This is a genomic window from Chitinophaga sp. (assembly GCF_019236475.1).
Lineage (GTDB): Bacteria > Bacteroidota > Bacteroidia > Chitinophagales > Chitinophagaceae > Chitinophaga.
The window spans coordinates 1,013,350-1,032,356 of sequence record NZ_JAFAIX010000012.1 but is presented as its reverse complement, the minus strand read 5'-3'; the positions used below and the strand labels follow the sequence as shown (position 1 = coordinate 1,032,356).

General features: G+C 43.6%; 23 protein-coding genes. 9 read left to right on the top strand and 14 right to left on the bottom strand.

Annotated elements, in window-relative coordinates:
- The first annotated feature begins 50 nt into the window (after positions 1-50).
- Complete coding sequence (locus JO154_RS20465; protein WP_291949001.1) at positions 51-458, top strand: helix-turn-helix transcriptional regulator; 408 nt, start codon at positions 51-53, stop codon at positions 456-458.
- Positions 459-569: 111 nt separating this feature from the next.
- Here the strand turns inward: JO154_RS20465 and JO154_RS20460 are convergent, their stop codons facing one another.
- The 5 genes from JO154_RS20460 to JO154_RS20440 form a co-directional block, all read right to left on the bottom strand.
- Positions 570-1,268, bottom strand: coding sequence for a DUF1361 domain-containing protein (locus tag JO154_RS20460; protein WP_291949000.1), 699 nt, complete (start codon positions 1,266-1,268; stop codon positions 570-572).
- Positions 1,269-1,311: 43 nt separating this feature from the next.
- Positions 1,312-1,674 (bottom strand): diacylglycerol kinase family protein, encoded by a 363-nt coding sequence (locus JO154_RS20455; RefSeq protein WP_291948998.1) that lies wholly within the window; start codon positions 1,672-1,674, stop codon positions 1,312-1,314.
- Between the two features lie 90 nt (positions 1,675-1,764).
- The gene (gene creD, locus JO154_RS20450; RefSeq protein WP_291948996.1) at positions 1,765-3,096 is read right to left on the bottom strand and encodes a cell envelope integrity protein CreD; all 1,332 of its coding nucleotides are present in this window, start codon (positions 3,094-3,096) and stop codon (positions 1,765-1,767) included.
- A gap of 53 nt (positions 3,097-3,149) precedes the next feature.
- The gene (locus tag JO154_RS20445) at positions 3,150-3,452 is read right to left on the bottom strand and encodes a transcriptional regulator (protein WP_291948994.1); all 303 of its coding nucleotides are present in this window, start codon (positions 3,450-3,452) and stop codon (positions 3,150-3,152) included.
- A complete protein-coding gene (locus tag JO154_RS20440) occupies positions 3,449-4,093 on the bottom strand; it encodes a hypothetical protein (protein ID WP_291948992.1) in 645 nt (214 codons plus the stop codon). Before JO154_RS20440 ends, JO154_RS20445 begins: the two co-directional genes overlap by 4 nt.
- A gap of 133 nt (positions 4,094-4,226) precedes the next feature.
- On the opposite strand from JO154_RS20440, the gene JO154_RS20435 reads away from it, so the two are divergent.
- Positions 4,227-6,734, top strand: coding sequence for a DUF5686 family protein (locus JO154_RS20435; RefSeq protein ID WP_291948991.1), 2,508 nt, complete (start codon positions 4,227-4,229; stop codon positions 6,732-6,734).
- A gap of 121 nt (positions 6,735-6,855) precedes the next feature.
- Here JO154_RS20435 and JO154_RS20430 read toward each other — a convergent pair whose 3' ends face one another.
- Positions 6,856-8,043 (bottom strand): aspartate aminotransferase family protein, encoded by a 1,188-nt coding sequence (locus JO154_RS20430; protein WP_291948989.1) that lies wholly within the window; start codon positions 8,041-8,043, stop codon positions 6,856-6,858.
- 89 nt (positions 8,044-8,132) lie between these two features.
- On the opposite strand from JO154_RS20430, the gene JO154_RS20425 reads away from it, so the two are divergent.
- From JO154_RS20425 to JO154_RS20415, 3 genes are read left to right on the top strand one after another with little or no spacing between them, the layout of a single operon-like run.
- On the top strand, positions 8,133-8,672 hold the full coding sequence (locus tag JO154_RS20425) for a gamma carbonic anhydrase family protein (protein ID WP_291948987.1): 540 nt from the start codon (positions 8,133-8,135) through the stop codon (positions 8,670-8,672).
- Positions 8,673-8,706: 34 nt separating this feature from the next.
- A complete protein-coding gene (locus tag JO154_RS20420; RefSeq protein ID WP_291948985.1) occupies positions 8,707-8,859 on the top strand; it encodes a hypothetical protein in 153 nt (50 codons plus the stop codon).
- A gap of 11 nt (positions 8,860-8,870) precedes the next feature.
- Positions 8,871-9,011, top strand: coding sequence for a hypothetical protein (locus JO154_RS20415; RefSeq protein ID WP_291948983.1), 141 nt, complete (start codon positions 8,871-8,873; stop codon positions 9,009-9,011).
- Between the two features lie 19 nt (positions 9,012-9,030).
- Here the strand turns inward: JO154_RS20415 and rsgA are convergent, their stop codons facing one another.
- The 5 genes from rsgA to JO154_RS20390 form a co-directional block, all read right to left on the bottom strand.
- The gene (rsgA, locus tag JO154_RS20410; RefSeq protein ID WP_291948981.1) at positions 9,031-9,960 is read right to left on the bottom strand and encodes a ribosome small subunit-dependent GTPase A; all 930 of its coding nucleotides are present in this window, start codon (positions 9,958-9,960) and stop codon (positions 9,031-9,033) included.
- A gap of 98 nt (positions 9,961-10,058) precedes the next feature.
- Positions 10,059-11,069 (bottom strand): VWA domain-containing protein, encoded by a 1,011-nt coding sequence (locus tag JO154_RS20405; protein ID WP_291948979.1) that lies wholly within the window; start codon positions 11,067-11,069, stop codon positions 10,059-10,061.
- Positions 11,070-11,099: 30 nt separating this feature from the next.
- Positions 11,100-12,083: a hypothetical protein gene (locus tag JO154_RS20400; protein WP_291948977.1), complete on the bottom strand. Its 984-nt coding sequence runs from the start codon at positions 12,081-12,083 to the stop codon at positions 11,100-11,102.
- A gap of 17 nt (positions 12,084-12,100) precedes the next feature.
- Positions 12,101-12,967: a DUF58 domain-containing protein gene (locus JO154_RS20395; protein WP_291948975.1), complete on the bottom strand. Its 867-nt coding sequence runs from the start codon at positions 12,965-12,967 to the stop codon at positions 12,101-12,103.
- Between the two features lie 54 nt (positions 12,968-13,021).
- A complete protein-coding gene (locus tag JO154_RS20390) occupies positions 13,022-14,023 on the bottom strand; it encodes a MoxR family ATPase (RefSeq protein ID WP_218379802.1) in 1,002 nt (333 codons plus the stop codon).
- Positions 14,024-14,239: 216 nt separating this feature from the next.
- On the opposite strand from JO154_RS20390, the gene JO154_RS20385 reads away from it, so the two are divergent.
- The 4 genes from JO154_RS20385 (at position 14,240) to JO154_RS20370 (ending at position 16,209) form a co-directional block, all read left to right on the top strand.
- Complete coding sequence (locus JO154_RS20385; RefSeq protein WP_291948969.1) at positions 14,240-14,578, top strand: hypothetical protein; 339 nt, start codon at positions 14,240-14,242, stop codon at positions 14,576-14,578.
- Between the two features lie 11 nt (positions 14,579-14,589).
- On the top strand, positions 14,590-15,249 hold the full coding sequence (locus JO154_RS20380; protein ID WP_291948967.1) for a peptidylprolyl isomerase: 660 nt from the start codon (positions 14,590-14,592) through the stop codon (positions 15,247-15,249).
- A 58-nt stretch (positions 15,250-15,307) separates the two neighbouring features.
- Entirely contained in the window at positions 15,308-15,688 is a 381-nt protein-coding gene (gcvH, locus tag JO154_RS20375; RefSeq protein WP_291948965.1) for a glycine cleavage system protein GcvH, read from the top strand.
- Positions 15,689-15,813: 125 nt separating this feature from the next.
- Positions 15,814-16,209 carry a VanZ family protein gene (locus JO154_RS20370; protein WP_291948962.1) on the top strand — a complete coding sequence of 132 codons (396 nt, stop codon included), beginning with the start codon at positions 15,814-15,816 and terminating at the stop codon, positions 16,207-16,209.
- Between the two features lie 149 nt (positions 16,210-16,358).
- On the opposite strand, the gene JO154_RS20365 is transcribed toward JO154_RS20370, so the two are convergent.
- The 3 genes from JO154_RS20365 to prfA all read right to left on the bottom strand — a co-directional run bounded on the left by JO154_RS20365 (position 16,359) and on the right by prfA (position 18,996).
- Positions 16,359-16,964 carry an OmpA family protein gene (locus JO154_RS20365; RefSeq protein WP_291948960.1) on the bottom strand — a complete coding sequence of 202 codons (606 nt, stop codon included), beginning with the start codon at positions 16,962-16,964 and terminating at the stop codon, positions 16,359-16,361.
- A gap of 234 nt (positions 16,965-17,198) precedes the next feature.
- Positions 17,199-17,762: a hypothetical protein gene (locus JO154_RS20360; RefSeq protein ID WP_291948958.1), complete on the bottom strand. Its 564-nt coding sequence runs from the start codon at positions 17,760-17,762 to the stop codon at positions 17,199-17,201.
- Between the two features lie 169 nt (positions 17,763-17,931).
- Entirely contained in the window at positions 17,932-18,996 is a 1,065-nt protein-coding gene (gene prfA, locus JO154_RS20355) for a peptide chain release factor 1 (RefSeq protein ID WP_291948956.1), read from the bottom strand.
- Positions 18,997-19,007 lie beyond the last annotated feature (11 nt).

Sequence of the window (19,007 nt, the reverse complement as noted above, 5' to 3'; positions counted from 1 at the left end):
CTATAAAGTCAAAAACTTTTTTATAACTTTATCTATATATTATTTCATCCATGACCGAAGGACAACGAATACTCTACATCCGTAAACTAATAAAGAAAAATCAACAGGAATTTGCACAGCTATTATCTGTGTCACAGGCAGCCCTGTCTGATATTGAGAATGGAAAGAATGGAATTTCTTATCCTGTTTTTAAGAAACTGGTGGAAGAAATAGGGGTACACCCTTATTGGTTTATGTGGGAACAGGAACCTATTTTCAGAGAAGTACAGTTCGCAGAAAAATATAACTTATCCTATAATTCTGCAAGCCCAACTGAAGGCGCAACTGCAAGCCCAGCTCCTGGATCAGCCACCAGCAAGGATTCCCAGCTTACAATGGAGGAAGTAATGAAGGCTTTGTCTGATTTACAGGGAGAAGTGAATAAAATCAAGCGCAAAGCCAAAAAGCACGAAAAATAAAGGAAGAATGATGTAGCGGGTTGTAGGTAAACCCGCTCCTATGGCCATGCCAGGTGGATTTAACCAGCCCATTCCAGAAAATCGCGGAAATACATAGTGGTATTACCTTTCCTATGCACGGTACTTATTTCCAGACAGGACATTTGGATTTCTCGTTGTCATATAACCCAGACTCAGAAATATTCCCATTAATAAGGTAAATGCCCATGCACTGCGGTTTTCCCAGGGATGTAATACCAATACCATCAGATCTTTTGCCAATGGAATTGGGTCTTGTAAAAGGTCCCAACTATTCCATCGAAGATATCTGCCGATATATACCCCCATGCCACATAGGAACATCACAGGAAAAGTAAATAACCAAGCTGGCCAGCGGGTATATCTCTCCTTCCACATGCGTTCCATGCTACGTACTGAAAGATATCCCATGATCAGGCCATTCCAGCCGAAAGAGAGTATCAAAATCAATTCAAACCATAGTGAAATGCCACCATCATACAAGTGAAATAGATCGGTCAGGATATAAGGCGCATTAGGGATAAACAGTAGCCAAACCACAAAACAGCTATACCATTTCAATCGCTGTTGCATTTCAACAGGATGCCGCTCCATCCAACTGGTAATCGCAAATGGCACAAAAGCCAGGAACAAATTCCAAATTAGCGATAAACGCAACATACTACCGGTATGGTATACACGAAAAATAATCAGTGCCAGGCTAAACAATACCGATACGCATAATACAGGTATTACACCCGGATTTTCAATCAGTAATCCTAACTTTTTAAAAATGGCATTTACTCGCTTCATAATACAGCTCTTTTAAAGTAAATGGAACAGAGATAATAGACTACTAGAAAATATAAGGCCAAAAAATGCAGACACCCGTAATTGCCGCAGCAATAGCCGCCACCAATACAGCGCCAGCAGCTACGTCCTTAATAAAACCAACACGGGGATGTATTTCCGGTGAGACATGATCTATCATTTTTTCTACCACCGTATTCATCATCTCCGTAATCCACACCAAAGCCATTGCCCATAATAACCACAACCAGTCGCTTTTAACCACCCGAAACCAACATCCTGCCCCCACCACCAGGATAGTGGCAATGGCGTGTATGCGTGCATGTGGCTCCGATTTCACAAATTCAAATATCCCGGCAAATGCATAACCGAAACTAGCGATCCTTTTTTGCAAATAATTTTTGGCCATTGTACTCCAGGTAAAAAATGAAGGTAAGTCTAGCAAATTTACGGATTTCTGACAGCCCCGCATCCAGCAGAGCTGTCAGAAAAACGCCCGTCAATTTTCCGCGGCAGTGGTAAGAACAGCAGGCGTTCTGTTCCAATTGATTTTCCTGCTGTAATACATGATACCCGCCACTGTAAAAAACAGTCCAAAGCTACCCATCAGCAGTGCATAATCTTCCGCACTGATGACTACATAAATGAAAGTGTAGAAAAGCGCAAGCACTGCAGTGATGCCTAGTGCGGTTTTGCGGTTAAGTACTGCGGTGGTGTAGCAGCCAATCAATCCTATCGTCATAACGCTAGCAGTAATATAGGCCACCATGAAACTGGCTTGTTCAGAGATAGACAGCAGCAACACATAAAAGATGCAAAGTGCAATACCGATCAATCCATATTGGATGGGGTGAATGCTGCGTCGCTGCGCTATCTCTACAAAGAAGTAAATACAGAAGGTTAAACCGATGATCAGGAAAGAGTAATTCACCGCACGGTCACTCTGTTGATAGGTATCTATCGGAGTAATCAACGCCACTCCAAATGTGCCAGTTTTCAAACTATACTTATTACCGATCCAAGATTGAGGAAAGCCCCTGTTGAAATCCTGTACTTTCCAGGTGGCCGTGAATCCGGCATTCGTAACTTTTCTGTCATAGGGCGAAATACCATCGTCAAAGCTGGGACTATTCCAGGAGGAACTCAGGGATACTTCTGTGGATTTACCCACAGGGGAGAAGCCGATATGAGAAGCTCCTCGGAGATCCAAGTCCATGGTAAATGAATTGGTGGCGGAGCCAGTAGGCTCCAGGTTGAGAGAAACCGGAACCTGAAGGCCAGACGGAGTTTTATCCTCCGAATTACCGACTCCTGGCACACCAGGGTTAAACAACAAGGATTTTCCGTTCCACAATACCTGCGCCTGGCTGGTAATTCCATTGAGATCGCTAATATTCACTACCAATAAAGCTCGCTCCAGATGAATGGCGGAAGAAGAGAGATCAAGGGAATGCAAATCTTCCAATGAAAAATCCCCGCTCAGGTGCAGTTTTGTTTGATATACATTGACATTATAAATACCTCTTTTCAACGTGCTGGGTACTAGGTCGCCATTTACTTTCAAATGACGCGGCATCAGCCACACCCAGGTTTCTCCCTCTTTTGTGTCCATCGGAATGGCAATTACCGGTCCCGATACCTGTTGCTCCCCTCCCCAACTAGCTGCAATCTTCTCTGCAGCTTCGTTGCGCGTGTACCGCCTTTCCCTCACCAAGTTCCGCACCATAACAATAGGGATCATTAACATGAGTATCAGAAATATGACGAATGCTCCTTTAATAGCTGCAGCATTTCTGGCATAAAAGCCTGACAAAAATGGCGTGTTTTCCATGTGTTTTTATTTTTAAAAGTACTTTGTATTTCAAAGTATAAAGGCAAAAAAAATTAACGTGTAAACTTGATCATATTTTCGAGGGCTGCGAGATGCCCTTTAAAGGCTTTCTCCCCAGCAGTAGTGATAGCATAGGTGGTATTGGTCTTCCGACCAATAAATCCTTTATGCACTTTGATATAGCCATTTTCCTCTAGGGTGTTGAGATGAGAAGCCAGATTTCCATCCGTTACTTCCAACATCTGTTTCAGGTCATTGAAATTCACTTCCTCATTGACCATCAGAATACTCATCACTCCTAGGCGTATACGGCTTTCAAAAATCTTATTTAAGTTACCGATCGGATTCATGCTCATGTTTGAAGGCTCCCTTTTCGTTCATATTTCCACCACATCAATGCACCATACAGAATGTGACAAAAACCGAAGCCAATGGCCCAAAAATAAAGCCCTTTGTTCAAAAAGAAAAGATTCAATAAACCTAACGCTGTTTCTGTTAGCCCTAAATATCGTACATCCGATACCGTATACTTGCTAGCATTAATCAACGCCAACCCATAAAATATCAAGCAAGATGCTGCCGTCAGCTTCTCAGCATGATTATATATCAGCCCCAGGATGAAGATACCTCCCGCTGCCAACGGAATAAATGCATTCACCGCCAACCTCCTCGCACTTCTATCCCATACCGGAATATTGTCCCGCTTCGCTTTACGCCAGGTAAACAGAAAACCAAAAAACAAAGCCGCCGCCATCACGCCAAATCCTAACAAAACCAGATTGTTACGCAACGATATAAAGTCCATCTCATTATACCCATGACGCAACTCCCAACGATCATAATACTCCCGAAACCAACTGTTCGCGATAAACGCCCCAACTAATGCACTGATACCCGCAGATATCCCACTCAACCCACTCAAGGATATGAAGCGACTACTACGCTCCATCATCTTCCTGATATCAGTTAATGTCTTGAGATGTTCGTGATCTGTCATATAAAAAGCACTTTGCACTACAAAGCTAATCAAAGTTTACATATTTCAAAATATATTTTTTTGTCATAGGACCGTTAATGAATCTTCATAGATGCAAAGTTTAGCGCTAAATGCTATAATATTGTTGTTAGATATGATAGACTGGAAAAGAATATTAGGAATCATTTTAATCGTATTCGCCTGGTGTTCAGGCTTAAAGGCTCAACAGTATAAAATCAGTGGAGTTGTCAGAGATGCTCACTCCCAAGAAATCATCCCTTTTGCTACCCTGCAATTCACCAATACCCAAACAGGAATGGTTAGCAATGCAGAAGGTAAATACTTGTTTGAACTCAACGTCATCCCCGCAGATTCCCTGCAAGTACGTGTGATGGGATATAATCTCACCAAAATGTACGTCAACAGAACACTGAAGGAACAAACCATCAACTTCGAAATCACTCGCTCCGATGTTTCGCTGAAAACATACGAAATCAAAGCCAACGTCAATTGGGCTCTCATCCTCCTTCGGCAAATCATCAAACACAAACCGGAAAACAATTATCAGAAACTAGATAATTACAAGTACGAAATTTACAATAAGCTGGAACTGGATATGAAAAACCTGAACAAGGATAAACTATCCCGTAACAGGTTTACAAAACCATTTGCTTTCGTACTGGAAAATATCGATAGTACTTCGGAAGACAAACCATTTCTTCCCATCTTCCTAACCGAATCTTTATCCGATTACTACTACCAATCTAAACCCCATAAAACAAAAGAAATTATCAAAGCTGCCCGTACCTCCGGTATCGATAATGAAAGCGTGCATAAGTTCCTGGGCGGTATGTATCAAAACATCAATATCTACGATAACTTCATCCCAGTTTTTGATAAACAGTTTGTAAGCCCTATCAATAATAACGGGGCCTTCTACTACGACTACAAAATATCTGACACTCAATATGTTAACAATCAACGTTTTATTAAACTAAACTTTACGCCTAAACGTAAAGGAGAAAACGTTTTCATCGGCGATATTTGGGTTCATGATACAACTTATGCGGTACAAAAAACAACGCTGTCTGTTCCTTCAGCAGCCAACCTCAACTTTGTACGCAAAGTAAGCCTGGTACAAGAATTCAAACAATTACCAGATAGCTCCTGGTTCCTATATAAGGATAAATTTATCGCCGATTTCTGGGCACCAAGCCCGAAACCCGGTAAAACATTCGATTTTATAGGCCGCAAAACCACGACCTACTCGGATGTCGTCACAAACGATACATCCGCCACCAATATCTTCTCCGATAAACGTTACCCGGAGAATATTACATTGCTGGACAGCGCCCGTTTCAAGAAGGATACATTCTGGGATAATAATCGCCCAGAAGAACTGAGTAAAAACGAAGCTGGTATCTATAAAATGGTGGATAGCCTCCAGAAAATGCCACTGTTCCAAAAGTACTCTAACACCATTCGCTTCCTGGCAACAGGGTATAAGCCACTCGGCCTGTTAGAATGGGGTCCTTACTGGTACGCCTTCTCCCAAAACCGATTGGAAGGCTTCCGTATGCGTTTAGACCTCGGTACCACCCCTAAATTCAATAAGGATCTTTACCTCTACGGTTACTTGGCATATGGATTCCAAGATCATGCATGGAAAGGAAAAATGTCGGCACTATGGCTACTGAAAAGACATCCACGCATGTACATATATGGCTCCTATGCCCGCGACCTGGACAACGGCTCTCATTACTACGATGAAGTGGGCTCGGACAACATATTCACACTCGCTATCCGTAAAAATAATGTACCACAGAAATTCTTATTGGTAGATGAAAAACGCGTAGAGTTTTTCAAAGAGTATTACAGTGGTTTCTCTCATCAGGTTTCCCTGGTGCATAAACAAGTAAGACCTTTTGAACCACTGCCTACACTCGATAGCTATAAAAATACAACCACTACTGGCGATCCACTCACCTCAGCAGAAGTGGAAGTAAAACTCCGCTACGCTTTCCAAGAAGAATTCCTGGAAGGAAACTATTATCGTTATAGTCTTGGTAGTAAATTCCCTATCGTAGAATTTAAATACGCCCTGGGTGTCCCTGGTATCGCTAACAGCAGCCAGTCGTACAATAAAATGTCGCTTAGTATATCCGACTACGTGAAGCTGCCTCCTTTCGGTACGCTGTACTATAATGTGTACGGAGGAAAAATCTTCGGTACACTGCCATATACTTCGCTGGAAGTACATCCAGGTAACGAAATTTACTACTACAATAAGTATGCTTTCAATATGATGAACCGCTTCGAATTCCTCAGCGATCAATATGCGGGCTTCAATGTGGAACATACCATCGGTAACGGTATTTTCGGATATATTCCATTAATTAAAAAGCTGAAGTGGCGCCAGTTCTGGACAGCCAAAGGTGTGATTGGCTCTCTCTCGGATGCCAACAAACAACTGAATCTCAACAATGGCTTTCCATTTAAAACGCTGGAGAAAAATCCATACGTGGAAGTGGGTACAGGTATAGAGAATATCTTCAAATTCCTGCGAGTAGATTTTGTATGGAGAGTGGCTCCCGCCGCACTTCCTGACGAACCTAAAAGCAAACAATTCGGCGTATTCGGTAGCTTTAAACTACAGTTCTAAGAATAAGCAAAACTCACCTGTCTGTCGTCCCTGCCTAGTGGGCAGGAACGACGAAAAAAATAAAAAAAAGGAATTGACGCAAGGTCAATTCCTTTTTTTATACAAGCATTTTTTTATTTCTTTACTTCGTTACTACATCCAGCCCTTCACAAATAATTTTGCAGGCGGCTATAATTTCCTCCTCCGTAATAATCAGTGGAGGCGCAATACGCATGCATTCCGATGCAAACAGGAACCAGTCTGTCACCACGCCATGGGCAATGCAATAATCAATCGTTTTCTTATTGATTTCAAAGCTCTCCAGTTCAATTGCCATCATCAGCCCAAGCGAGCGCACAGACTTGATGGCAGGGTGTTTCAGATGTTGCAGAAACACCTGTTCTTTGGCTTTCACCTGTGGTACTAGTTCCTCTTCCAGTAATGCCTGGAATCCGGCAAGTCCGGCGGCACAATTCACAGGGTGCCCACCGAAAGTAGTAATATGTCCAAGTACAGGCGTATTGGTCAGCGACCACATAATTTCTTTGGAGGATATAAATGCACCCAATGGCATACCGCCTCCCAACGCCTTTCCAAGAATGAGAATATCTGGTACAATACCGAGTTGCTCAAAAGCCCAGAGGGTACCGTTTCTCCCTAAACCACATTGCACCTCATCCAAAATGAGCAAAGTACCAGTGGCAGTACATTTTTCACGCAAAGCTTTCATCCAGGCCAGGTTCGGTAGGTTTACACCACCTTCTGCTTGTACGCTTTCCGCAATGACAGCAGCGGTATGTTCCGTAATCTGATCTAACGAATCGAAACTATTGTACTCCAGGTGCTGAATACCTGGCAGGAGAGGCCTGAAGGCATTTCTCCAATATTCATCCCCGAGAATACTTAATGCGCCTTGCGTGGAACCATGATAACTACGATTAAAAGCCGCGATGTTGGTACGGCCAGTAAAGCGTTTCGCCAGTTTCATAGATCCTTCTACCGCTTCCGCTCCGGAGTTGGTAAAATATACGCAGTTGAGTTGATTAGGGAGACGATCTGTCAACTGTTTGGCAAAGGATACCTGTGGCGACTGTACGAATTCACCATACACCAGGAGATGCATATATTGCTGTGCCTGATCCTGGATCGCTTTCACCACCTTAGGATGACAATGTCCTACATTACATACACTGATCCCTGCAATCAGGTCCAGGTATTTCTTCCCATCTGCATCCCACATGTACATGCCTTCGGCCTTCACGATTTCCAGTGCCAGGGGAGCGTCAGAAGTTTGCGCTACGTGCTGCAAAAAAAGTTGCCTGTTATTCATATCTCATCTACACTATTACTGCGAAGGTAGAAAACAACTGCTAATTACTAATTGTTATATTTGTATACCACGCGTTAAAACAATTAATTATGGCTTATATACTGCCCTTAAATGGTCACACTCCGCAACTTCCTGAAGATACCTTCATTGCACCTAATGCTACTATTGTTGGCGATGTAGTAATGGGAAAAGGTTGCACGGTATGGTTCAATGCCGTGGTACGCGGAGATGTAAACAGCATCCGGATTGGCGATAATGTCAATATCCAGGATGGCGCAGTGATTCACTGCACTTATCAAAAATCACAGACGATTGTCGGTAATAATGTATCTATTGGCCATAACGCCATCCTCCATGGCTGTACAATAGATCATGATGTACTCATTGGCATGGGCGCCATCGTGATGGACAATGCTCGCATCGATAGCAACAGTATTATTGCCGCAGGTGCTGTTATCCTCGCAGGTACACATGTGGAAGCAGGAACCATCTGGGCTGGCGTTCCAGCTAAAAAAGTGAAGGATATAGATATGGTCCTGATTAGCGGGGAAATCAACCGCATTTCTAAGAACTATGCCATGTACGCTTCCTGGTACGACGATGTCCTGCCAAAGGAAAAGACGCTTTAAATAAATTCCTTATATTGCAGGCAAATATCCCCCTATGAACGCTCGTATTTGCCTGTTAATATTTGGGCTCTTCCTGCTGGCTAGCTGTGCTTCCCAGGAAAAAGGATGCCCCGCTTCCAACTATTATACGAAAGATGTAAAAGCTTCCAACCGCAAGGCAGGTAAGCAGATGGGACGTTTATTTTAATCCATACTGCTATGAAAAAATTCCTGCTGATTGTACTGTTGGCCGCTGTGGCTGCAAGTTGCCGTACTGTAAAAAAAGGATGCCCTCAGCCACGCCGCAACTGGGGCGCTGAAAAAGTACTGGATGAGCTAAATGCTCCTGGGAAAAAATAGTTTCGTACGTGCTTCCCCGTTAATATTCTTTTTCTTCGATTGTTTCCAGGATGGTAGCATAACTGACATAACGATCGACGCTGATATCGCCTGAGTTGACCGCCGCTTTCACAGCGCAGCCGGGTTCATTGATATGCAGACAATTATTGAACTGGCATTCGTCCAGGTAGGGCTGCATTTCCAGGAAGTAGTGGGAGAGTTCCGCTTTGGATATATCTACAATACCAAATTCACGCACACCAGGAGTGTCTATCAGGCGGCCTCCTTCGGGCAAATCATACATTTCCGCGGAGGTAGTAGTATGTAATCCCTTTCCGCTCCAGCCACTCACCGCAGTAGTCCGCAGGTCAAGGCCAGGCATCAAGTCATTTATCAGGGAGGATTTCCCAACGCCCGAGTGGCCGGACATTAGGGAGGTCTTGTCTTTCAATACTGCCTTTACTTCTTCAATACCATCTTCTTCTTTCGCAGAAATCAACATCACCTGGTAGCCAATCCCGGTATACAGTTCCTCCAGTTCCTCGAATTTCTCCATTTCCTTCTCCCGGTAAATATCCTTCTTATTGAAGATCAAAATCACCGGAATATGATAAGCTGCCGCTGTCACCAGGAAACGATCTATAAAACCCTGAGATGTACGGGGCTCCTTCAAAGTACAGATCAACACTGCCTGATCCAGGTTGGCAGCCACAATATGCTTTTTATTGCGGCCATGAGGAGAACTGCGAACAATATAATTCCGACGGTCACTAATGGCGGTAATCATAGCATTGGCAGCATCGCCGTCTTCCGGCTCAATTTCTACGAGATCCCCTACGGCAACAGGATTCGTGGAGGTAATATCTTCGTTCTTCTTGAAGATACCCTTCATTCTTGCCTGAAATGTTTCTCCGGTGGCAGTCTTCACCACGTACCAGCTACCTGTGGATTTGTAGATTAATGCTTGCAATGCCTTGATTTTTATTAGAACATCAAAGGTAAGAATAAAAAAGGATGCCCTGCCGCATAATGGGCAAGGCATCCGCTGTATAATTTTTAGGCAGCTACTTATGGTAAACTGCGGAAAAGCGTATAACGTAACACAACTTCCAATAATATGCAAGCCAGTCCTATCATGGCAAACAGGAAGAAATGTTCTGCAAATTTCTTGTAAGAGGTAATCTCTACCTTGGTTTTCTCCATCTTATCAATTTCGCTATAGATATGTTGGAGATCACCGGTATTGGTAGCCCTGAAGTATTGACCGCCAGTTTCTTTGGAGATCTTCTTCATCAGTGGCTCATCGATTTGTACATCTTGCATCACTGTTTGTACGCTTCCATCAGGCATTGGCATTGGGAAAGGGGCTTTACCAATGGTACCTACACCGATGGTGTATACACGAATTTTATATGCTTTAGCGATCTCCAATGCGGTCAGCGGATCTATCAACCCGGTGTTATTCACACCATCTGTCATCAGGATGATCACTTTACTTTTAGCGTGACTACTGCGAAGTCTGTCTACCGCAGTGGCCAATCCCATCCCGATGGCGGTTCCATCTGTCAACATTCCGCTTTTCACCTGCATGATCTGGTTCTTCAATACGCCATGATCTGTAGTGATAGGGCACATGGTAAAGCTTTCGCCGGAAAACACCACCAGCCCTATACGATCGCTGATGCGTTTATCCACAAATTCCATGGCCACATTCTTGGCGGCCTCCATACGGTTGGGCGAAAGATCCTGTGCCAGCATACTTCCGGAGATATCAATTGCCATAACAATGTCAATCCCTTCACTGTCAATGTTTTCAGAAGTGTTGGACGTTTGCGGACGGGCCAATGCCACTACCAGGGCCGAAAAGGCGAGTATGCGCAATATCAGCAGCAATGGCCGGAAGGTCACTTTCCACGAAACAGGCAATCCTTTAAGCCCCTCCAAGGAAGATACCATCATCACTCCCTGCTGACGTTTACGCCGGGATATATACCAATAAACCATTACCGGCACCAGCAAAAACAGCCAGAAAAAAGCCGGATAGGCAAATTCAATATTTTTCCAGGTAGATAAATCCATTAATATCTTATTAAATCCTTTCGCTTATAATTATGCTTCCTGCGTTACTACGCCTTCGTTTTCACTCTCTTTCTTAGGACGTGTCCACTCCAGAATCTCTTCTGTCTGGCGCATACAGGCCTCATGCTCATCTGCAGTTGGCTGCATTTTCGCAAACTTAGCCAGATCCGCTAAGGAAAGCAGTTGGCGCAGTTTATCCCGCTGCTGGTTCAGTTTTGTAACCGGCTTGATATGCTGCAATAATTCTTCTGTAGTCTGCTCCAGTGCCGCAATGCCGAATTGATGTTCGAAGTACGTACGAAGAATATCTGTCAGACGCGTGTAATACATCTTAACATCTCCACGTTGCCAAACTTGTTCTGCTTTCAGCGCATGTAACTGTTGCATAGCCAGTTCATAAGGCGTAACGGTAGGAGTAGGCTTTTCAGGCACCACTTTCTTACGGCTACGAATAAACCAGATAATACCAATGATAATCAGTACCAGCAACATACCGCCGGTAATCTCCATCCAGTAATCCCAGATCCGCCAAGGAGCTCCCTGTACGGTCTTGATCGGGCGGAAAGCTTTGGTGGTATCCACTGCTACCGTGCCTACATCTACACCAACTGGCGAAGTGGACAACGTGTCTATCACTGCATTATTACTCGCCTTTTGCACATCAAAGCGCATAGGCGGTATTTCCCAATGTCCGGAATCAAAGCTGGTGAGCACAAAGGTTTGCGCCAACACTTTCAGTTGTTGATCTCCGCTGGTATCAATATTGGTACGGGAAACCACCTCGAAATGTTCGATGGAATCCGGTAATACAGGAAATCCGATTTTAGTAGTCCCAAACTGATTAGCTGGGATGGTGGCGGTAAGACGAAGTTTAATCTGTTCACCAATTCTAATGCTGGTAGTGTCTACACCGGCATGTACTTCCGGCGCAGTTTGTGCTCGTAGGACAACTGGAAAGATCAGTCCTAGTAACAGACATAAAAAAATGCTTCGTATCACTGGTTTTGTATACATGATTTATTTGCTCCGCTTTATGCCCTGTTGAGGAAGAATGTTTGCAATGCTTTCACATAGTCCTCATCAGTGCGAATGGATACCAGTTCTGCGCCACTTTTCAGGAAAGCGTTCTTGCAGTATTGTCCATGTTGGGCAAACTGGTATTCATAATATTGACGTACTTTTTTATCGTTGGTATCAATCCATTGTACAGCACCGGTTTCCGCATCAGCCACCTGTATAAGTCCAACAGCGGGCAATTCTTTATCGCGCTGATCGTATACATGTACGCCCACCATATCATGCCTTTTGGCGGCAATGTTGAGGGCATCTTGGTAGTTGCTGGAAAGGAAGTCGCTCAGTACAAACACGATACTTCTCTTCTTAGTAGCGTTGTTAAAGAAACGCAGGGTTTCTTTGATATTGGTTCCTTTGCGTTTAGGCGTGAACGATAGTAACTCCCGAATAATGAAAAGGATATGTGATTTACCTTTTTTAGGCGGAATATATCTTTCCATGCCATCGCTGAAAAATATAACACCTACCTTATCATTGTTCTTGATGGCAGAGAAAGCCAACACCGCGCAGAGTTCTGTAATGAGATGACGCTTATCCTGTTTTTTAGTACCAAAGGAAGAGCTTTCGCTCACGTCTACCATCAACATTACTGTCAATTCTCTCTCTTCTTCAAAAACCTTTACAAAAGGATGGTTGAAACGGGCGGTAACGTTCCAGTCGATAGAACGTACATCATCTCCGAAGTGATAGTCTCTTACTTCGCTGAATGACATACCACGGCCTTTGAAGGCGCTATGGTATTCGCCTGCAAATATGTGGTTGGTAAGACCTTTTGTTTTGATCTCAATCTGTCTTACCTTTTTTAATATTTCAGCAGTATCCACCTTTAAGCAATTAATGATTAACGAAATGTAACAGGAACGGGGGAGAAGCAGCTATTAAGGTACTTCTACTGCGTTCAGGATTTCGCTGAGAATATTCTCGCTGGTAACGTTTTCTGCTTCCGCTTCGTAGGTCAAGCCCACCCGATGACGCATTACGTCGAAACAGATGCTGCGTACATCTTCCGGAATAACATATCCTCTGCGTTTCATGAAAGCATACGCTTTGGCAGCCAGGGCAAGGTTGATACTAGCCCTTGGAGAACCTCCGTAAGCAATCAGTGGCTTCAGTTTCTGCAGTTTATACTCTTCCGGATTACGGGTAGCAAAAACGATATCAATGATATATTTTTCGATTTTCTCATCCATATACACCTCACGCACCAGTTTACGAGCTTCCATGATATCGGAAGGTTGAATCACTGGGCGGATTTCAGGCGTAGCCTGAGGATTGAGGTTTTGACGGATGATATGTCTTTCTTCTTCTTTGGTAGGGTATCCAATCACCACTTTCAACATGAAACGGTCTACCTGTGCTTCTGGGAGCATATAAGTACCTTCCTGTTCGATTGGGTTTTGAGTAGCCAATACCAGGAAAGGTTCATCCAGCTTGAAGGTAGTATCACCGATGGTGATTTGTCTTTCCTGCATGGCTTCCAGCAGGGCGCTCTGTACTTTTGCTGGGGCACGGTTGATCTCATCCGCCAGGATAAAGTTGGCGAAGATAGGACCACGGCGCACCATGAATTCGTTACGTTGCTGGTTATAAATCATAGTACCGATAACGTCTGCAGGAAGCAGGTCCGGTGTAAACTGAATACGGCTGAATTTACCGTTGATAGCAGAAGACAGAGATTTGATAGACAAGGTTTTTGCCAGACCCGGTACACCTTCTAACAATACGTGACCTTGTGCGAGCAGACCAATTAACAGTCTTTCCACCATGTATTTCTGCCCTACGATTACTTTACCCAGCTCCATGTTTAACAGATCCACAAAGGCGCTCGCCTGATGAATCTTTTCATTCAGTTGTCGGATATCGGATGATGTATTTTCCATGCTAATTATTTTTCAGGTGTGCTAAAATAAACATTCTTAGAACAAATAAAACTTATCACTATGTGAACGCGCCGTTAAAGTGCTGTTAAACTTGCCACCGTGGCGGATTTAGGTCAGATCACACCCCGTTTGCGGCCCAATTTAATAAAGCAGCTCCATTTTCTATAATATTTTTGTCTTAACGTACATTTGCCATTCAGGCTAAATATTTAACTTATGGAAGATTTTGCGCAACGCTGGAAGCCTATAGAAGAGATGCTAACTCAACGCTTCGGAAAAACCCCGAATATGGAGGCCATCCTCTTTCTAATAGGCATGAACGAAATGAACAAACTCAAAAAGAAATACACTAAAGAACAAAAACAGGACCTAATGCATGTGGCAGTGTGTACACTCCTCAGCCAGAGCGGTTATTTTGAAATAGAAGGCTACGATAAAGACGGATGGCCTCATTTCAAAGAACTGCAACCCGTTCCAAAAATGGGCATGGAAGAGCAGGAACAGTTCCTGAAAGAACATGTCATTGCTTATTTTAACCACCAGGAAGAAGAATAACTGATTACTCCATGAAAAAACTGTTGCTCCTTTGTTCCCTGTTGATGCTGACCAGCATTGGATTTGCAAAAAATCGCAAGGTCAAAATCATCACGCCGTACGGTACCATGATCGTACTTTTATATGATCAGACCCCTCATCACCGGGATAATTTCCTGAAGCTGGCCAAGTCTCACTTCTATGACAGTACACTGTTTCACCGGGTGATCGATAGCTTTATGATCCAAGGCGGCGATCCAAACTCCAAACATGCCAAACAAGGCGCTATGCTCGGCGATGGAGATGTGGGATATACCATACCTCCTGAATTCCAGCTAGACCTGTTTCATCGGAAAGGTGCACTAGCGGCTGCCCGGGAAGATAGGCCCGATAAAGCCTCGTCCGGATGCCAGTTTTACCTGGTACAAGGAAAAGTATTTACCGATGCGCAACTGGATAAACTGGAAAAAACAAGACTAGGTGGTAGGAAGATACCAGTCGACCAACGGGAAATCTACAAAACAATAGGAGGGACGCCTCACCTGGATCAAAGCTATACGGTCTATGGCCAGGTGATTAAAGGGATGGATGTGATTGACAAAATTGCTATTGCTAAAACAGATAAGAATCACCGCCCTATAGAGGATATTCCTATGAAAATCAGGGTAAAGAAAAAATGGTTATTCTTTTAGGCACAAACACGTTGTAATATAACTTTCTGTATTTTTACGGCTCAAAAATCAAACTAGTATGAATTTTCCGTCCAATCTGCGATACACAAAGGATCATGAGTGGATTCTGTTAGAAGGTAACACCGCTACCATTGGTATCACTGAATTTGCACAACGCGAATTGGGAGACATCGTTTTTGTGGATATTCCAACTGTTGGCAAATCCCTGGAAGCTGAAGAAGTTTTCGGAACTGTTGAAGCAGTAAAAACTGTTTCTGACCTGTTTCTGCCTGTTGCAGCTACTATCAGCGAAGTGAATGAAGAACTGGATGGCAGCCCTGAGCTGGTAAACTCCGACCCATACGGTGATGGCTGGATGGTGAAAGTAACCGTTAAAAACCCTGCTGATGTTGATGCCCTGCTGACCGCAGATCAATACAAAGCACTGGTTGCTGAATAATCAGTTTTACACTAACTATACTTACGAAGGACAATAGGCCGCGTTATCACATGCGTCTATTGTCCTTTGTGCATATTACAGCCCATCGAGACAACTTTTTGGGAATTAGTCGGAAATCATAATAAATGAAAAATCTGAAATACTTTTTGCCCGCTGCTGCCTGGATTATTCTCATCCTTGTGCTGTGTACATTACCTGGAAAAGATATTCCTTCCTCCTCATTCCTGGAAAAGATCCACTTCGATAAATTCGTGCATTTCGGCCTCTTTGGAGGAATCGTCTTCTTTCTGAGCCTGTCCGTTTATTGGCAAAGAAAAAAGGTATCTCCGGGGTTATTCGTCCTGTTTGTGCTGATTTCTGCGGGCTACGGTCTCGCAATAGAATTCGTTCAAAAATATTATACAGTAGATCGCAGCTTTGATCTTTATGATGCCCTCGCCGATGCTATTGGCGCTATCGCCGGCGTATGGGTCTTCAGAATTGTTATCCACCTCTACGAAAAGTATCAGCAGAAAAAGTAACACGCGTCTCCCGAAAATCTGCTTTCTACTTCCTCCTCTTTCTTCGCCAAACTGCAGCTTTTGCTTATTCCCATAAAAAAATAATCCCCCCTGAAACCAGGGGGGAATGTGTTTTTCTGCTTATGAGAAATAAGTGTTTCTTTCTAGTATTATTGCTGACCAGCTTCTTTCTTCGCATCAGCCTTCATCTTGTCATTCGCAAAGATGGAGAACTCTACACGACGGTTTTTAGCACGGCCTTCTTCAGTATCGTTAGTTGCAATTGGCTGTGTTTTACCGTAAGCAAAACCCTGGATACGGTTAGCTGCAATACCTTGTTTAATCAGGAATGCAGTAACACTGTTTACCCTACGTTGTGACAGCGCCATATTGTACTCATCTGTACCTTTTGCATCTGTATGACCTTCTACACGAACATAAGTATCAGGATACTTATTCAGTACAGTGGCCAGATTCTTAATATTATCCTGCGCTACCGCTGACAAATCAGATTTATCAAATCCAAATAATACACCCGCATCAAATTTTATATTGATACCTTCTTCGTAACGCTCAACGGTTGCATTCGGAACTTCATTTTTAATTTCTTGTGCCTGCTTATCCATTTTTTTACCAATGATAGCACCAGCACCACCACCGATAGCAGCTCCCAGGATCGCTCCCAGTGCAGTGTTACCAGCTACTTTACCGATTACGGCACCAGCAGCAGCTCCACCACCAACACCTATCGCAGCGCCTTTCTTAGTATTGTCCATGCTCTGCCATTGGGAACAACTAAACAACATTGTTGCAGATAAAACCACAGCTACCAGAACATTCAATTTTTTCATCATAGTAATTTTAAATATGAAGTTATTATATAATTCAATAGATGACTATTGCTTGCCATCCACCAGCAAACAAATATACTGCCAAAGTCATATAACCTTAGCAATTACCTGCTTTGCAATTGTTAAAAAATATAAAAAAAATTACAATTGTTGTAGTACTTATCCGAAGAGGTTTTTCAGTACGTCACCAATTCCACCACTGTTGCCGGAATTACCCTCTTGCTGTTGCTTTGCGCCACCAGTAAATACATCCTTCAACTCACCCAAATCAAAATTGCCGCCTTTCAGCTTGTCCATGATACCACCCAGGTTAAGACCAGAAGATGCACCTCCTGTCAGGTGACTCAGAATACCATCCAAACTGAAACTACTGTTGGAAGCATCATTGGTTTTATTCACCAAAGAACCCATTACAGTCGGGATCAGACTGGTAGCCAATTGCGTAGCCGTCCCTTTGTCCAGGTTAAACTTCTGTAACAGTGTATCCAGGAAATTGTTGGAAATATTGCTCACCACTGAATTTCCCTCGGTGCCGCTCTGGCCTCCTAACAAACTCAATACGCCTGCTGTATTGCCATTGGCCAACTCCTGTTGTAATCCATTGGTAATAGACTCGGTGGCAGCTTGCATCACAGCTTCATTATGCTCATTTGGCACATCAGGATTGTTCACCACGGCGGTCTGTGCGTGTTCTTGTACTAATTGCAGTAATTGCTCGAACATGTGTGTTAGATTTAATGTAGGGGAGTAAATATGATTTTCTCGATCTTTAATAAATGTAGGATTTTTCTACTTAGTAACAGCAGAACCTGTAAGATTTCATAGAATATTAAAAAGCCGCAAAGAAGCCCGCCAATACAGCTTCTTTGCGACTAATATATTTTTAGGGAGACTAGCTTCCCTGCTTCAGCTTCTCTGCATTCTCCGCAAAGGCCAACGCTTCAATCATATCTTTGATCTCGCCGTTCATGAAAGCATCCAGGTTGTAGATGGTCATTCCAATACGGTGATCCGTTACACGACCTTGTGGATAGTTATAAGTTCGGATCTTAGCAGAACGGTCTCCAGTAGACACCAAACTCTTACGTTGACTAGCAATCGCGTCTTCATGCTTGCGAACAGCCGCTTCATAAATACGGGTACGCAACATTTTCATCGCAATCTCACGGTTGGAGTGCTGACTACGACCCTCCTGACACTCTACTACCACGCCAGTAGGACCGTGCGTCAAACGAACGGCAGACTCCGTTTTATTTACGTGCTGTCCACCCGCACCACTGGAACGGAAAGTATCCATCTTAATATCAGCCTCGCGGATTTCCACATCCACTTCTTCCGCCTCCGGCAACACTGCTACCGTAGCTGCTGAGGTATGTACGCGACCAGACGCTTCCGTTGCCGGAACACGCTGTACACGGTGTACGCCAGATTCAAATTTCAAAGTGCCATACACATCATCTCCACTCACTTCCAACACAACTTCCTTGTAACCACCCGCTGATCCAGGATTTTCTGACATCACACTAGTAGTATAACCTTTCAGCTCACAGAAACGCAGGTACATACGCAGCAGATCCCCAGCGAACAAACTCGCTTCATCTCCACCAGTACCAGCACGAATCTCCAGGATTGCATTTTTCTCATCCTGTGGATCCTTGGGAATCAACAGGTTACGAATTAGCTCTTCCTGAGCGGACTTCTGTTCCTGTAATTCTTCTGTTTCTGCTTTTGCTAGTTCGCGCATCTCTTCATCTCCGCTGTCCAGCACTTCTTTATTAAAAGCAATATTATCCAGCAGATTACGATAGGCATCATAAGCCTTCACAATCTTCTCCAGTTGGCGATATTCTTTGCTTAGCTGGCCAAACTTTTTGTTATCACTTACCACCTCTGGGTTGGTAAGGGCCAATGATACCTGTTCAAATCGGCCTTTTATAGCTTCCAGTTTGTCTATCATAATTATCTTTG

Coding starts and splice junctions, on each gene's coding strand:
- JO154_RS20425 (WP_291948987.1), top strand. CDS start 8,133: ATGGCTTATATACTGCCCTTAAATGGTCACACTCCGCAACTTCCTGAA.
- JO154_RS20360 (WP_291948958.1), bottom strand. CDS start 17,762: ATGTTCGAGCAATTACTGCAATTAGTACAAGAACACGCACAGACCGCC.
- JO154_RS20405 (WP_291948979.1), bottom strand. CDS start 11,069: ATGGATTTATCTACCTGGAAAAATATTGAATTTGCCTATCCGGCTTTT.
- JO154_RS20365 (WP_291948960.1), bottom strand. CDS start 16,964: ATGGACAATACTAAGAAAGGCGCTGCGATAGGTGTTGGTGGTGGAGCT.
- JO154_RS20385 (WP_291948969.1), top strand. CDS start 14,240: ATGGAAGATTTTGCGCAACGCTGGAAGCCTATAGAAGAGATGCTAACT.
- JO154_RS20390 (WP_218379802.1), bottom strand. CDS start 14,023: ATGGAAAATACATCATCCGATATCCGACAACTGAATGAAAAGATTCAT.
- creD (WP_291948996.1), bottom strand. CDS start 3,096: ATGGAAAACACGCCATTTTTGTCAGGCTTTTATGCCAGAAATGCTGCA.
- JO154_RS20440 (WP_291948992.1), bottom strand. CDS start 4,093: ATGACAGATCACGAACATCTCAAGACATTAACTGATATCAGGAAGATG.
- gcvH (WP_291948965.1), top strand. CDS start 15,308: ATGAATTTTCCGTCCAATCTGCGATACACAAAGGATCATGAGTGGATT.
- JO154_RS20445 (WP_291948994.1), bottom strand. CDS start 3,452: ATGAGCATGAATCCGATCGGTAACTTAAATAAGATTTTTGAAAGCCGT.
- JO154_RS20370 (WP_291948962.1), top strand. CDS start 15,814: ATGAAAAATCTGAAATACTTTTTGCCCGCTGCTGCCTGGATTATTCTC.
- JO154_RS20465 (WP_291949001.1), top strand. CDS start 51: ATGACCGAAGGACAACGAATACTCTACATCCGTAAACTAATAAAGAAA.
- JO154_RS20415 (WP_291948983.1), top strand. CDS start 8,871: ATGAAAAAATTCCTGCTGATTGTACTGTTGGCCGCTGTGGCTGCAAGT.
- JO154_RS20400 (WP_291948977.1), bottom strand. CDS start 12,083: ATGTATACAAAACCAGTGATACGAAGCATTTTTTTATGTCTGTTACTA.
- JO154_RS20435 (WP_291948991.1), top strand. CDS start 4,227: ATGATAGACTGGAAAAGAATATTAGGAATCATTTTAATCGTATTCGCC.
- JO154_RS20430 (WP_291948989.1), bottom strand. CDS start 8,043: ATGAATAACAGGCAACTTTTTTTGCAGCACGTAGCGCAAACTTCTGAC.
- JO154_RS20380 (WP_291948967.1), top strand. CDS start 14,590: ATGAAAAAACTGTTGCTCCTTTGTTCCCTGTTGATGCTGACCAGCATT.
- prfA (WP_291948956.1), bottom strand. CDS start 18,996: ATGATAGACAAACTGGAAGCTATAAAAGGCCGATTTGAACAGGTATCA.
- JO154_RS20420 (WP_291948985.1), top strand. CDS start 8,707: ATGAACGCTCGTATTTGCCTGTTAATATTTGGGCTCTTCCTGCTGGCT.
- JO154_RS20455 (WP_291948998.1), bottom strand. CDS start 1,674: ATGGCCAAAAATTATTTGCAAAAAAGGATCGCTAGTTTCGGTTATGCA.
- JO154_RS20460 (WP_291949000.1), bottom strand. CDS start 1,268: ATGAAGCGAGTAAATGCCATTTTTAAAAAGTTAGGATTACTGATTGAA.